The 13,177-nt window shown below is 45.9% G+C and carries 14 protein-coding genes; 5 read left to right on the top strand and 9 right to left on the bottom strand.

The genetic code is table 11. The features are described from left to right. The first annotated feature begins 180 nt into the window (after positions 1 to 180). A complete protein-coding gene (locus ACFO3S_RS27700; RefSeq protein WP_378102959.1) occupies positions 181 to 564 on the top strand; it encodes a retropepsin-like aspartic protease in 384 nt (127 codons plus the stop codon). 623 nt (positions 565 to 1,187) lie between these two features. Continuing rightward, entirely contained in the window at positions 1,188 to 2,000 is an 813-nt protein-coding gene (locus ACFO3S_RS27695; RefSeq protein ID WP_378102956.1) for a hypothetical protein, read from the top strand. 858 nt (positions 2,001 to 2,858) lie between these two features. On the opposite strand, the gene ACFO3S_RS27690 is transcribed toward ACFO3S_RS27695, so the two are convergent. From ACFO3S_RS27690 to ACFO3S_RS27660, 7 genes are all read right to left on the bottom strand, one after another. Continuing rightward, the gene (locus ACFO3S_RS27690; protein WP_378102954.1) at positions 2,859 to 4,205 is read right to left on the bottom strand and encodes an extracellular solute-binding protein; all 1,347 of its coding nucleotides are present in this window, start codon (positions 4,203 to 4,205) and stop codon (positions 2,859 to 2,861) included. 154 nt (positions 4,206 to 4,359) lie between these two features. Next, on the bottom strand, positions 4,360 to 5,205 hold the full coding sequence (locus ACFO3S_RS27685; RefSeq protein ID WP_378102951.1) for a carbohydrate ABC transporter permease: 846 nt from the start codon (positions 5,203 to 5,205) through the stop codon (positions 4,360 to 4,362). Between the two features lie 20 nt (positions 5,206 to 5,225). Continuing rightward, complete coding sequence (locus ACFO3S_RS27680) at positions 5,226 to 6,011, bottom strand: carbohydrate ABC transporter permease (RefSeq protein WP_378102948.1); 786 nt, start codon at positions 6,009 to 6,011, stop codon at positions 5,226 to 5,228. A gap of 264 nt (positions 6,012 to 6,275) precedes the next feature. Next, on the bottom strand, positions 6,276 to 7,295 hold the full coding sequence (locus ACFO3S_RS27675; protein WP_378102946.1) for a LacI family DNA-binding transcriptional regulator: 1,020 nt from the start codon (positions 7,293 to 7,295) through the stop codon (positions 6,276 to 6,278). A 176-nt stretch (positions 7,296 to 7,471) separates the two neighbouring features. After that, a complete protein-coding gene (locus ACFO3S_RS27670; protein WP_378102943.1) occupies positions 7,472 to 7,606 on the bottom strand; it encodes a glycerophosphodiester phosphodiesterase family protein in 135 nt (44 codons plus the stop codon). A gap of 19 nt (positions 7,607 to 7,625) precedes the next feature. Then, entirely contained in the window at positions 7,626 to 8,624 is a 999-nt protein-coding gene (locus ACFO3S_RS27665) for a CehA/McbA family metallohydrolase (RefSeq protein WP_378102940.1), read from the bottom strand. Then, positions 8,621 to 9,088 carry a hypothetical protein gene (locus ACFO3S_RS27660; RefSeq protein WP_378102938.1) on the bottom strand — a complete coding sequence of 156 codons (468 nt, stop codon included), beginning with the start codon at positions 9,086 to 9,088 and terminating at the stop codon, positions 8,621 to 8,623. The genes ACFO3S_RS27665 and ACFO3S_RS27660 overlap by 4 nt, the downstream gene beginning before the upstream one ends. Positions 9,089 to 9,885: 797 nt before the next feature. On the opposite strand from ACFO3S_RS27660, the gene ACFO3S_RS27655 reads away from it, so the two are divergent. Continuing rightward, positions 9,886 to 10,776, top strand: coding sequence for an IS1595 family transposase (locus tag ACFO3S_RS27655; protein WP_378102935.1), 891 nt, complete (start codon positions 9,886 to 9,888; stop codon positions 10,774 to 10,776). A gap of 411 nt (positions 10,777 to 11,187) precedes the next feature. Here the strand turns inward: ACFO3S_RS27655 and ACFO3S_RS27650 are convergent, their stop codons facing one another. Both ACFO3S_RS27650 and ACFO3S_RS27645 read right to left on the bottom strand, forming a co-directional pair. Next, positions 11,188 to 11,670 (bottom strand): PIN domain-containing protein, encoded by a 483-nt coding sequence (locus ACFO3S_RS27650; RefSeq protein WP_378102932.1) that lies wholly within the window; start codon positions 11,668 to 11,670, stop codon positions 11,188 to 11,190. A 5-nt stretch (positions 11,671 to 11,675) separates the two neighbouring features. Then, positions 11,676 to 11,957: an AbrB/MazE/SpoVT family DNA-binding domain-containing protein gene (locus ACFO3S_RS27645; protein ID WP_378102929.1), complete on the bottom strand. Its 282-nt coding sequence runs from the start codon at positions 11,955 to 11,957 to the stop codon at positions 11,676 to 11,678. Positions 11,958 to 12,502: 545 nt separating this feature from the next. Here ACFO3S_RS27645 and ACFO3S_RS27640 point away from each other — a divergent pair. After that, entirely contained in the window at positions 12,503 to 12,979 is a 477-nt protein-coding gene (locus tag ACFO3S_RS27640) for a BaiN/RdsA family NAD(P)/FAD-dependent oxidoreductase (protein WP_378102965.1), read from the top strand. A gap of 56 nt (positions 12,980 to 13,035) precedes the next feature. Then, on the top strand, positions 13,036 to 13,177 hold a 142-nt coding region (locus ACFO3S_RS27635), incomplete at its 3' end, for a transposase (protein ID WP_378102962.1).

Below are 13,177 nucleotides of genomic sequence, written 5' to 3'. Positions count from 1 at the left end.
TGTTTTTTAAATTCAGTTGTAAACGTACGTCGTTGTTTTTTAGGCACTGTAGAGATCCGCTCCTTAGCATGATAGGTTTATTCTACAAGCCCTTATTTTTTCTGTCCAACTTAGTGTAGCCGATCCATCCCGCGAAAAACTAGAGCTTAGGGAAAAATGGGCGGGGGTTCGGGGGCTCAGATGAACATAGACGTAAGGCATGGACTGCCCTTTATAGCAGTAACGGTTTGTTATCGCGGCGAAGAGCTTCATTTAAAGAATGTATTGCTCGATACTGGGTCGGCGGGAACCATTTTCAGTGCGGATGCAGTGGACACCATTGGGGTTAAAATTGAGCCTGGCGATTTTCTGAATAAGATCAGAGGCGTGGGTGGAGTGGAGGTTGTATATTCCAAGCATTTTGATTTTGTGAAGGCAAGGGAGGTTTCGCTGTATACGTTTGAAGTTGAGATCGGAGATATGAATTACGGCATGGAGATAGATGGTATACTTGGGTTTGATTTTATCCGTTCAGCCGGACTGGTGATTGATTCGAAGGAACTGATCGTACTGGCTAAAGATTAGCTACGCCACCTCCCCAAACAACTTGAGCAACACGCGGCGGCGAATTGTGGATTTGCTAAGCCGCGGTTCGCCTCCACCATAAAAACTCTGACCGCATGAGGTCAGAGTTTTTTTGTGGAGTAAAACGGGGAGACGTCCCGGTCCGAGGAGGACAGCTGGGGGCGTTCCGCGCACAGGGAGCGAAGCGGACGAGCACGGCATCTGATTCTACCGCTAAGGTTGTCATCCGCGAATCCTCATCGGCAGCAAGTTCAATAAATGAAGTCAGATATCCCCGAGCCTTCAAAAAAAATCGCGACACGAGAATTCGACATGAAATGGTCGGATTCGATTGGGGAGCTACAAGGTGTATTTACAGATCCCGGAAAGAGGATACGGAGTTTGATGAAGAATTGATTCTCCCTTAAGAGAAGATTTGCGAATGAAGTTAGAGGTACGGAATTCCTTTAAATTTGCTCAAATATTCCCGACTTTTTTAGGGGGAACTATATATCCATTCATTCTAGAAATTCCGATATATTTCTCTATATACATATACAGGAAAATATCCTATAATCAAGGTGTCAATAGTGAATTGAAAAATTTAAATTTTCTATTGACAAAATTTATTGGGGGTGCTTTTAATGAAGAAGGTGTTTTCCATTGCTATTTCTTTTGCTTTAATCTTCACCCTATGTTCAACCGTATTTGCCAAGTCCAGCATGGATGGCCTCACGTCCAATGAAATTGCGATTCTTAAACAAAAGGGATTAAATGATGAGGATATTCAAGATTATCCTGTTGAGGTATTGAAGGAACTTATTGCTTTGAATGCAACTCTTTTAGCCAAAGGACAAAAAATTGGTTACGATCTTGTAAGTGAAGGCCCACAAAACAATGGTGGAATTAGTACAAATGCATTAACGACCTCTGACATCACTATTGCTGGGGATGCATGGGTAGTAACTAGTGATTGGTCTGGATATAAGAGAATATATCTCACAGGAAGATATGAATGGAAGATAAGACCTCTATTTGAATTTACAGATAAAATGTCCATTGGTTATCCAACATCTGCAAAATTTATCTTTAGAACGAATAATGGATTAATTAACGGCCACACTAGAGGGTTCCAAGAAAATATATGTGGCCAATCAGGTTACGGCAGCACAATGTACACTTACCAACCTTCTGACTGGCAACCAGGGGCTGGTCTGGCAGCCTCTTTTAACCTTTCTCCTAGTACACCTTTTAATACTTACTGTCTGAGAAAGGGCTGGGTCAGTCAATATGTTTATGTTAATGAAAATGAAACAGGAACTACAAACATTCAAATTAGATATGGGCATTCTGTTCTTGGACTAACACCAGCCGTAAGCGTGTTCCCTGCCGGTTTAGCGGTTACACCAAGCCTCAACACCGAAACTATTGATTATGCATTGACAGTTACCTGGTAAATTAACAACCATATCCTGTATTTGCGATTTAAGCAAATACAGGATATGGTTAAGTTAAGGAGATGAAGATAATGCTATTAAATTTCGTTTCTAGTATTGTAATTACTATAGTTCTCTTTATAATTGGAGCACAATTTTTCAAGGACAATGAGATTGTTTTATTAGTTTCTCTCATCGTTTCAATTCAATGTTCATTTATAATTGCATTACTATTGAAAAAGTCTCCTAAAAACTAATCCTATTCGATGTGTAAACTAATTCGCAAAACCCATGGCTCTAGGGATTATCCCCGCTTCCAGATACGACATTCAGATTGATGAAATACAAAAACAACCTTGGCTTGGAATCCGATCATATCTATGATCCGTAAGTTAGTTCCAAGCACAAAAAGGAAAAGGTTGCGCTCATTTTGCTGCATGATAGAAGTTCTTAATGGCTTCGATTAAATCCGGAACCGTTTTGGGCTGAGTATTATTCAACCACCATATCGCCTGATCGATAAAAAAGCGCTTATTAAGCGCTTAATGTTACGTTCTACCTCCTATCTCCTCCTTATACTTTCTAGTGATTATCTCTGATGAGATCCAATTACAAGTTAATTATTAGTTCCTTTAAGGGCTCTACCTCAAAATCAGTGCTTGACGTGATGAGTTGATTCAAAGAGCGTCTTTGACCTGCTCCCGCCTATGAAGTTGACGAGCGAAGAAAATTTGTGCGATTTTTCACACAAGTTATCCCAAAACCGCGTCCAATCGATGCATGTTATACGAAAAATCGTATAAAAGGCAAGTATTTATCTGTGAAAGAAGCTACCGGAATTTTTCCCGGCAGCTTCTTCGTTATCTTTATGACTTCCCATTATTGAGACAAAATCCAATCGGTCGAATCTTTTTGAGCTTTGTCCAAAGCTTCCTTCGTGGTTACTTGATTAAGCAATGCTTTCTCTACGTTCTCGGACAAGATGTATCTTGGTTGGCCGGAGCGGTAAGGGTAACGAGGCGTCCACAGTTGGCTCATTTGTTGCAGAATAACGCTCATTTGCGGGATAGCTTTCACTTCATCCCAATTTGCGGCGGATTTGATGACTGGCATGCTTTGGTTACGTTGCGATTCCCACATGTACTTTTGGAAGAAATCGCTGCCGCTGAATTTCAACCATTCCCAAGCGAGATCTTTGTTTTTGCTGGTTTTACCGATTGCAAAAGGGCTGCCCGCGAACATACCGCCCATACCCTGGGTAGGGTTTTTAAAGAGAAGAGCGGCTTGGAAACGATCTTGAGTACCGGATACGGCGATATCATTGATGAATCCCGGCGCCATGCGCAGGTTAATCGCGATATTGTTTTTGGCCGTCAGGAAGTTCTCCGAGCCTTGTCCGGCAAGGACGCCCGTCGGTGCATATTTCGTTGCTTCAACCAACCAGTTCAGAGAATCTACCATGGTTGGGCTATTGAAATCGACCTTCATATCTTTCCAAAGAAACCCTGTTCCCCACTGACCGCCTTTGAATTCGTTAATGTTCATGACAGAATCCGCAGCATCGCCGGCTTTGTACGTAATCCCGTAGTTTTGTTCGCCTGTCTTCGGGTTTTTACCCGTCATCTTTTTGGCTTTTTCCATGACTTCTTCAGGAGTAGGAGATTCCGATAAGTAATCGACTCCCCACTCGTCGAACAATTGCTTGTCATACACGATAAGGCGGGCATCGCCGATGAATGGCAAGCCGTAGATTTCAGTCTTCTGATCGTTAGGTCCCATCACTTTCCAACCGTCGATTTGTCCCGTTAAATATTGATTGAGATCGAATTGGTCACGATCGATGTAGGGTTGAAGCGGCTCAAGCAGATCTTGTTCGGCGAACTTCGTGATGCCTGGTACTTGATAAACGTCGGCTGCGTTGGATTGCAGCATGGTTTGGGTTTTTTCGTTATAGTCGTCCCAGCCCATCGTGATGAATTCGACTTTAGCTCCCGGATATTGCTTTTCGAATTCTTCTTTGATGACGTGAATTCCCTTTGAAGTGACTCCCGTTTTAGGATCGGTTTTATCCTCGACCGAGAAATCGCCGATGAATTGAACCTTTAACGTTCCCGTGAGATTGGCATTCGGACTGGCACTGGAAGACGCATTCGCTGACGGAGAAGAAGCGCTCGGTTCCGATGATGCGTTGCTGCTGCTGTTTTTTTGCTGTTGTTGCTTCCGCATGCGCTGAGCAGGATAGCCAAAATGGTCGTAATCGTAATGATAAAAGAAATGGATTTCATTCTTTTCATGTGAGACGCCTCCAAATAAGATGATTTTGTTTTTTAGTAATCTGATCTGGTTATTTTCTCTCTCCGACTCCGATATCCCCTTGGCTTCACTCTCCTTTCAAGCCGCTAAGCGCGACGCTTCGGATAATGTATTTTTGGAAAAACAAGAACACAAGAAGGATAGGAAGAATGCTCATTGTCGCAGTCGCCATCGTCAATCCGAGAAGACGCTGGCCGTCTTCGCCCGAGAAGCTGGACAAGAATAAGGGGACGGTTTTCAAAGCTTGATCGTGAATGACCACGAGCGGCCATAGGAAGGAATTCCAGCTGTCTTGGAAGGCTAGAATCGCCAAAGTAGCTGTAATGGGGCCCGTTAACGGAACGAAAATCCGGATGAAGACGGTGAATTCGCTGGCGCCGTCGATTTTGGCCGATTCTCTTAATCCTTCCGGTAACCGATCAAAGTAGTGCTTAGCCAGTAAAATGCCTAGAGCATTTAGAATGGAAGGGAGGATAAGCGGCGACTTCGAGTTGATCATGCCAAAGCTGTTGAACATCGTGAACATCGGAATCAATCGTGTTTCGAACGGAATCATCATGGTCGCCAGCACGACGAAAAACAGTATTTTCTTACCGGGGAAACTGCCTCTTGAGAAGGCATAACCAGCTAATAGCGCAGCTCCGACGCTAAGCAGAACGCTGAAGACGGCGACGGTCAACGAGTTGAGATAGGCTTTGACCAGCATGCCGTTCTCGAAAACGAGCTTATAATTGAACCAAGAGAAGTTCTCCGGAATTAAGCGTGGAGGAAACGGCAGTTCTACATTGGCCAGTCTTTCAAAGCTGACGCTCAACATCCATAGGAATGGATAAATCATCATAATCCCTAAAGCAAGGAGAAAGAGGGCAACCACATAATCGACGGCCTTGCGCTTCAATCTGAAGTTAAACATAGATCCCAGCTGTCTCCTTCTCAAATTTTCATTTTAGATAGTTTCGTATTCAAGAAAGTGATGAAAAGGATAAACACGAAGAGGACATAGGATGCTGCTGACGCTAGACCGTATTCATGTCCGCCGAAGCCCCTTTCGAAAACAAAGCCCACGATCGTATGCAAGGATCTCGCCGGGCTCCCTTGAAGACCGCCCAGCATGTAGGCATCCGAGAAACGTTGCAAACCGCCGATCCATCCTACGATGAATAGAACGCCCAAGCTTCCTGTCATGTTAGGTATCGTAATGTACCGCCACTGTTGAAACCGGGTAGCTCCGTCCACGGAGGCCGCTTCGTAGTAGTCCGTTGAAATGCTCTGCAAATTAGCGAGATTGATAATGATGACGAATCCCAACCAGTTCCAGACAGACAAGAGGATAACGCCCCACTTGGCCGTAATCGGATGAGCAAGCCAAATCGTCGTGGAAAAACCTAGTTTGCTTAAAGCGAAGTTCAGCAATCCTTCCGGGTGCAAGACGGCTAGAAATACGGTTGCTGCGGCAACCATGGATGTAACGTTCGGCAGGTAGAACATCACTTTAAAGAAGTTCTTTCCTTTAGAGAGCGAGTTAATGAGGCAGGCGATGATGAACCCTACCGGCAACGCAATCAAAAGCTGGAATACGGTGATGTACAAAGTGTTGTATACGGCATGATAGAACGTCTCGGATGTGAGAACACGGGAGTAGTTATCGAAGCCTACGAATCTCTCGCTCGAACCGCGAGTCATGCTGAGACGGAACGATTCGATCATGGGATAAAGCATGAACAAGGCTATCCCCAACCCGGTAGGAAGAAGAAACAGGTACCAGAACAGATAAGATTCCCTTTTGGATCTGAACCGGTTAAATGATTTCAGCATTTCAGTCGGACGGATGTGCTCCTGTCCATTCCTCCATTTCAATTGGTATCGATACCAATTTGCCGTGACATCTGGTTCTCGTAACTTAAATATAAGAAACGTTTGTTAATCTAGTATTTCGTTTGTGTCATTACATGATGAAGTCTAATGCCATTTAGGGTAAAATGGTTAATTCTCTAACTTGCGACAACTGCTGCCTTCATGTAGCTGATGTTGCAAGAAAATTTTCTTGAATTTTCTAGCGTCAATCGTGTCGTTTGCGGATTCAATAAGCTCAAGCAGGAGCTCGACTGTGGCCTTGCCGATCTGCTCAATCGGTTGCCGGATCGTTGTCAGAGTAGGTCTGATACTATCGGCGATTTGGCTTCCGTCGAAGCCGATGATCGAGACATCGCCGGGAACCGAGAGCCCGCGGTCATGCAGGCAATTGATCGCACCGACGGCCATTTCATCGCTTGCCGCGAAGACCGCTTGAACCGGACTTCCTTCATCCAAAAGCTCGTTCATCAATCGGTAGCCGGTGTTGATTTTATAGTCTCCGTACTTAATCATGGAAGAGCCCACTTCGATTCCATAGTGCTGACAAGCGGCCAAGAAGCCTTCAAGCCGATGCTTTCCCGCGCTGATATCTCGCAGGTCGCCGGCAATCATGGCAATGCGGCGATGTCCGTTGTTGATTAGATAGGATGCAGCGTCATAGGCCCCTTGATAATCGTTTATGAGTACGGCAGTGAGCGGAATGCCCATATCTGATTGAGTCACCACGGGAACGGACGTTCGTTCTAAAAATTTTCGAATTTCCTCGTTCATTTTTCCGTGCATCAGGATAATGCCGTCTACACGCATCTCGTGGTAGATGTTCAAATACTTCACGACTTTATCCGTATCCTCGACAATGTTGGAGATGAGCAGGTTATACCCTTTTTTACCTGCCGTATCTTCAATGCTGCTTAGAATGGTTGCCTGAAAGTTAGAGGTAATGTCGGGTATGATAACCCCAAGTAAGTTCGTTTTATTTCTTTTGAGACTCTTGGCGATAAGACTTGGGGAATAATTCAACTCTTCGATCGCGCGCCGCACTTTGTTCTCAAGCTTCTCACTGATGTGTTCGCCGCCGTTAATCACTCGCGACACGCTTGTCACGGAAACGCCGGCAGCTCGTGCTACATCTTTGATTTTGGCACTCAATAGTGTCGCTCCTCACTGTCTATTCTTGGTGCAAGCTTAGTTGTCGCATGGATACGAATTCCGTTACCTCGAATACGGATATCGCATCAACTCCCATTCGCGCATAGAGAGCGAATAGATCTTCCCGGCAAGGGAGCGTATATATCCATAGGATTAGGCCGGAAGCGTGGGCCGATCTAGTCATCTTGGGTGACTCGAACATCGACCTCGAGGAGCTCTGCTCCTGCACTCTTGCCGGCTTGAGCCGAGAGGAGCGTGTTGCAAGGAGTATTCTCGCACCCTGTATGAGCGATAATGAAGGGATCATTCATCGTTCTTGCGCACTCCCCGTCAGCGATTCGCGAAATAAATCGGATTCGTAAATGCCAGCGTCGTTAATACCCCATCCTGCAAGCCATACAATCTGGCCCGTACCCACAGCAAATTGTCCGCGCCAATCGTTTCGCTGAATTGGAAGTTTCCCCCCGCTAAAGAACCCCGTGCGAGCTCGCATAGATTCGATTCAATGATCACGGAGTGCGCCTCCGCAGCGCTCCATTGCCGTTCGGGAATGCTGGATTGCTGAAAAGAAACATTAAACGTTAAAGCTCTCTTGCGCTCTTCGTTAGTTCGCTCGATGACTTCCCCAATGCCGTATTCGCGTTGATCCGACTGGATCTTGAAGAGCAGCAAAGCTCCCATGCTGATGCACAATCTGCCGCGGCTTATCGCGTCAACGACACTGCAGGCTTCTAGCGGTTCAGAATCTTCTATGCCCAAATAGGTATAGGCGGCCAAGCTCTTGTCGTTGTCGGAGCGATGCCAATCCCGTCCGGCCGTAGCAGCTATTCGAAAGCCCTGGTTCAATAAATCCGTCCACAGCCTGAATGCCGGCGCGTTGTGGTTCCGCAGAGAAGGCAGTGTCTCATGCCAAACCTCGATATAGTCGATCTGATTCCAATCGGTCATTTCGTATTCCCAGTGACATCCCGTGCAGATGGGGCTTCCCATGCTGTAGGGATGGGCAATTCCCACAATTCCGCCTTGTTGATGAACCCTTTCTATTCCTCTGCCGATATCGGCAGGACCCAGATCACGCCATTCGCAATAAGGCGCTCCGAGCGTCAACATGTGTCCGTAGAACGTCGTCCATTCCATTCCGGGAATAACGGCCACTCCGGTCTCTCGGGTTACCTCTTCCGCATCGACTAATCCCGAAACCGTGTTGTGATCGGTGAGCGCGATGCCGCTTAATCCGAGTTCCTTTGCTTTACTGCACATTTCCAGCAACGTATGCGTACCATCGCTATGCGGCGTATGCGTGTGAAGCTCGAAAGGGTGCCATTTCATAGGGGTTGCTCTCCTTCCGTAACTCGCAATAGGTAATCGCAGTCGGGGGTAACGACGCAATGGACGCTTATGGTTATACGCCAGATGCCTTCGCGGATAGCGCCCGGAATAAACCCGGGCGATGATGACGATAGGGCAAGGAGATGCCTTTGCTTCTCCGGGTGGCGATGGGCCGATCCTCGAAACCCGCTCGGGTCGTCCACCGAGATCGTCAATAAGTTCTGCAGAGGCATGAACTGTTCCCATTTATCCATATAAGCTGCTTGCAGGGAGGGGTGTACGTATTGCTCGATGGATTGCTCAATTAATCGGCGGGACTCGCTCTTGTCCTCTAACCGCTTCGGTGCATATTGAAAATCGATCTGGAGTGCTGGAAGCGGAGCGGATATATGAAATTGATAAGTAATGTGGGTTTTAGAGCTCGATGGATGCAGCTTGCCTTCCACCACTAATAATTCGTGCACTGGAGTCAACTCCTATTCGTATGTGTATTTGAATTGGTATCGATACCAAAAATGTCTGTTAAGGTCTGCGAAACTCTGTATTACCCCTAAATTTAACAGTCGATTGTAAATTTCGATCTTTCTCTTCGTAAAATGTGTATTATAACTTTATGTCTTCCGTGAAAAAACGGCTTTGGTATACATTTTAATAGCCTGATCCAGGCTGGAGATCGCAAAGTGTCAGTTCGCTTCCACCATAAAAACTCTGACCGCGCGAGGACAGAGTTTTTTGTCATACTGGTGGCGTAAGCTTAAGGACGGGCATATTTATTTCCACATGCCTGGAGCATAAGCGAATAAGGACAGAACGATCGCTTTTGTCGGCGGAGGTACGGCAACGCTTGACGGCGGCGGAGTTTCAGTCCTTTCACGGTAACCAATGCAGGCGTTTGCACCTTGGTCATCACAGGGCGAACACTACGGAGAGCGTGCATTTCACGATCGACAACAATCCGACGGTGACGGGCGTCGTAGATGGCAGGGTGTACAAAGATGACTGGATCATCACTTTGGCGACAAACGGCAAAACTGGATGATGAGCCCTTCGATCTTTCTATTTGAGCACTTGCTTTACAAAATTTATTGAATGACTGAGTTCTCCTATAATTTCAAAGGAGTTGCGTAATATTAGTTCCATATGGTAACATACAGAAAATGGGAACACTCGTTCTGGATATGCACTCTGCTCAGTACAGTCTACAAATACGAACATATGTGTGGTATGATGAAATCAAACATATGTTCGGAGTGTGATTGTCATGGCAAAAGCAATCCCGATGTCGCTGATTCAGTTTCAAAAAGAATTTGCTACCGAGGAACAGTGCGCCGATTACCTGGCCCACAAGCGTTGGAAAGAGGGTTTCGTCTGCACCAAATGCCAACATAACGGGTACTACTACATTCAGACCCGACAGCTCTATGAGTGCCAAGCCTGTCATTACCAGACGTCCGTGACAGCCGGGACGCTGCTTCATAAAACGAAGCTGCCGCTTACCGTCTGGTTCTGGGCGTTCTACTTGGTCGCACACGACAAGCGCGGAAAATCGGCCTTGTCCCTCTCGCAAATTTTAGGGCTGAACTATCGTACGGCTCAGCGAATGCTGCGAAAAATTCGTGCCGCGATGGCCGAGCGGGACGACGCGTATCAGCTCTGCGGTACCGTGGAGATGGACGATGCTTACTTCGGGTCACCGCGCAAAGGCAAAGACGGACGCGGAACCGACAAAGCCAAGGCTGTTATTGCGCTCTCCAAAGATGGGAAAGATCGACCGCAGTATCTCCGGATTCAAGTCATCGAGCGCGTCACGATCACAGAGATTAAGCGCATTACGCGCAAGATGGTTGCTCCTGGCAGCACCATTGTTTCCGACGGACACGCGGCTTACAAACCGCTTGCCCAAGAAGGCTTTCAGCACGAGGCGAAGGTGTATTACAAAGAAGATGAAGAAATGTTTCTCAAGTCGCTTCACAAGATAATCGGCAACCTTAAAGCCTTTATCCTGGGCACCTTTCACGGTTTGGGCGAGAAGTACCTTCAATCTTACTTTGACGAGTTCTGCTTCCGTTTCAACCGTCGGTTCGATCCCAACCCAATCTTTGATCGATTGCTCGATGCCTGTGCGTTAGCTGCTCCTCATCCTCAGCCCTGAGATAAATGCATAGCCAGAACACCCGTTCTTGTTTGTGCAATGTTCTTGTAGGATTTTGTAAATGTAAATATTGGAATCAATTGATTGGTATGCTATTTTTAAGGGGGGAAGGAAATATGAATACGTAATTGCGTTCTATAGGTGACGAGGCTAAAGAAGAGGTTGTAGAATATATCGCGATGAAAATGAAGAGATATCACAATAAATAATTTTAGTGGGTAGCATATGAACCCATCAGATTCGCGTGTTCGCACAGATAACAATTAACCAAAAACGCGCAGCTAGCCGCTAGGGAAAACGGCAGCACAAAAATAGCCCGAGAACCAAGTCGTTGAAGACTTCGCTCTCGGGCTTTTGGATGATGGCATTAATCAAGGCTTGTCCATTTCGTGTTTCTTATGAGACGAATCGTTACTCGTCATCGTCTGAATCATTCGTTTTTATAGATAACTCGGCGGGCGAGTAATATTCGCAAGAGAGGTGTTTAAAACCTTTGTCCCATGTAAGTACGGGTAAACCAAGCTCTTTGCTAAGTACGCTGAGCTTTATGTCAACAATATCGAGATTCATAGTCCCGTAAAGCTTAACTGCCTCTCGTATTGCGGATGTTGATTCAATGCCTTCGACGGCAAGTAAAGCCGTAATGCCTGCTGAGATTTCCGTTCTACTTTTGCCGTATGACTTATTTAGCACATAGAACATTTCTTCAATCACGGCGTCCGTGAATACCAAACCCACACGCCCAGCCGCGAGCTCGCCGAGTAACCTCTTGGTTTCCAAAAACTTCAATTCCGAGTGCTTTCGAGCCGTGTCCGAAATGGCAAGCTCAATATCGTGCTGACCGACTAGGATGCGCAAACCAATATTCGCATCCGCTAATAACATGGTTTTCATTCCAATTATTCCTCCATTTTTTCACGACGCTGCAATTCATCAGCAATCAGCTCCTCCCGGTATTGATCTCTGAGTTCCTGCACGTCAACAAGTGGTTTGTCCAATTTCATACTGCCAAAGACGTCCCAAATGGACACCTTTTTAACCCCACGAACGAAAAGCCGCTCGCCTTCGACTTCGAACTCCAGGCGATCGCCTTCTTCTACGCCGAGAAAATTTCTAACTTTAACAGGGATCGCAACGACTCCTTTTGCAGACAGCTTTCCAGTCTCATATTTAGTCATCATTAATTTAGATGCTCCTTACGCGCGACCTGGCACCATAAGGTAGATAGTAGATAGTTATATGGTAGGGGTAAGATGGTCGAGCTTATTTTATAGTTTTGGGTGCTTTAAGGTATCGGCTCTGTTCACAATATTACTGTATGTTAGATTGATCGAATGGTTAATCTGTTGATGATCAATTGTGCTTTGACATGTGAACTCTCTTCTGTAATGCGACGAATCACTGGCCTGCAAGCAGCTGTCGCTTTTTTTTGTAAGTATTTCTGATCCTTGATGAGTAAAATCATCTCATCTCATTGCAGCTGCTTTCTGATTTCCCTTATACAACGCTTCTCCTCGTTCCAGGCACCACTCCCTTCAATGAATAAACAGTATTAGCCTAACCTTACCCCTATCATACTACTAACCATTATCAAAAGTCAAGGATATACAAAAGTTAAACATTATACAAGTGTATGACAATCTAAACATTATTATATACACGACAATACTTTTTTATAACAACACCTTGTCAAAACTTACCGAAAAATATTTAATCATGCCGTTTCATCCCGCAAGAAATAAAGAAAACCGCGATACGCCATACCCTCCAGCTAGGCCGGAATGCTGCGTATCATCTCGCGAGAAAAGATGCTGTGTCTGTTATCGTTGATTTGATGCCGGGCCGCACAGACGAGGAGCTCGTAGATTTTCTAGAGACGCACTGGGGAATTTTTGGACATCGGACGGTTGCGGACTCTCTTGCGGGTATTTTAAACAAGAAGCTGATTCCTGTTCTCCTGAAGGAGGCGGGTATCGACGAGCAGTCGCAGCTGCTTTGCCAGGATCTGTCGTGGAAGACGAAGAAAAAGTTTTATCGACTCTTGAAGCGTTGGGAATTTAAAGTGACCGATACTAACAGCTTCACGAATGCGCAAACGACAGCCGGTGGCATCGATACGGAGGAGTTAAAAGTGGGAACACTTGAATCCAAGCTCGTACCCGGGCTCTATTTGGCTGGCGAAGTAAGGATGGTGCTAGACTAGATAGTAGACACAGATTACACTGATGAAATGAAGAAGAATCGGAGGACTGTGTCGACATGAAAAAGCCCCTATATGATGAAGCGTATAAAAGAAAGACAGTGCAATACATTAAGGAAAGCGGCAAGGCGGTGGCGGAGGTCGCCCGCGAACTGAAGATCAAGGACAATACGGTATATGGCTGGATGAAGAAGTACGGCA

This window comes from Cohnella hongkongensis (assembly GCF_042654645.1).
Taxonomy (GTDB): Bacteria; Bacillota; Bacilli; order Paenibacillales; family Paenibacillaceae; genus Cohnella; species Cohnella hongkongensis.
Note: the sequence above shows the minus strand (reverse complement) of the source record. Positions and strands in the feature narration are given on the sequence as shown.

Bases quoted from the DNA above. Each gene is read 5' to 3' on its own strand.
- ACFO3S_RS27700 (WP_378102959.1), top strand. From the start codon at position 181: ATGAACATAGACGTAAGGCATGGACTGCCCTTTATAGCAGTAACGGTT.
- ACFO3S_RS27695 (WP_378102956.1), top strand. From the start codon at position 1,188: ATGAAGAAGGTGTTTTCCATTGCTATTTCTTTTGCTTTAATCTTCACC.
- ACFO3S_RS27690 (WP_378102954.1), bottom strand. From the start codon at position 4,205: ATGCGGAAGCAACAACAGCAAAAAAACAGCAGCAGCAACGCATCATCG.
- ACFO3S_RS27685 (WP_378102951.1), bottom strand. From the start codon at position 5,205: ATGTTTAACTTCAGATTGAAGCGCAAGGCCGTCGATTATGTGGTTGCC.
- ACFO3S_RS27680 (WP_378102948.1), bottom strand. From the start codon at position 6,011: ATGCTTTATCCCATGATCGAATCGTTCCGTCTCAGCATGACTCGCGGT.
- ACFO3S_RS27670 (WP_378102943.1), bottom strand. From the start codon at position 7,606: ATGAATGATCCCTTCATTATCGCTCATACAGGGTGCGAGAATACTCCT.
- ACFO3S_RS27665 (WP_378102940.1), bottom strand. From the start codon at position 8,624: ATGAAATGGCACCCTTTCGAGCTTCACACGCATACGCCGCATAGCGAT.
- ACFO3S_RS27655 (WP_378102935.1), top strand. From the start codon at position 9,886: ATGGCAAAAGCAATCCCGATGTCGCTGATTCAGTTTCAAAAAGAATTT.
- ACFO3S_RS27650 (WP_378102932.1), bottom strand. From the start codon at position 11,670: ATGAAAACCATGTTATTAGCGGATGCGAATATTGGTTTGCGCATCCTA.
- ACFO3S_RS27645 (WP_378102929.1), bottom strand. From the start codon at position 11,957: ATGATGACTAAATATGAGACTGGAAAGCTGTCTGCAAAAGGAGTCGTT.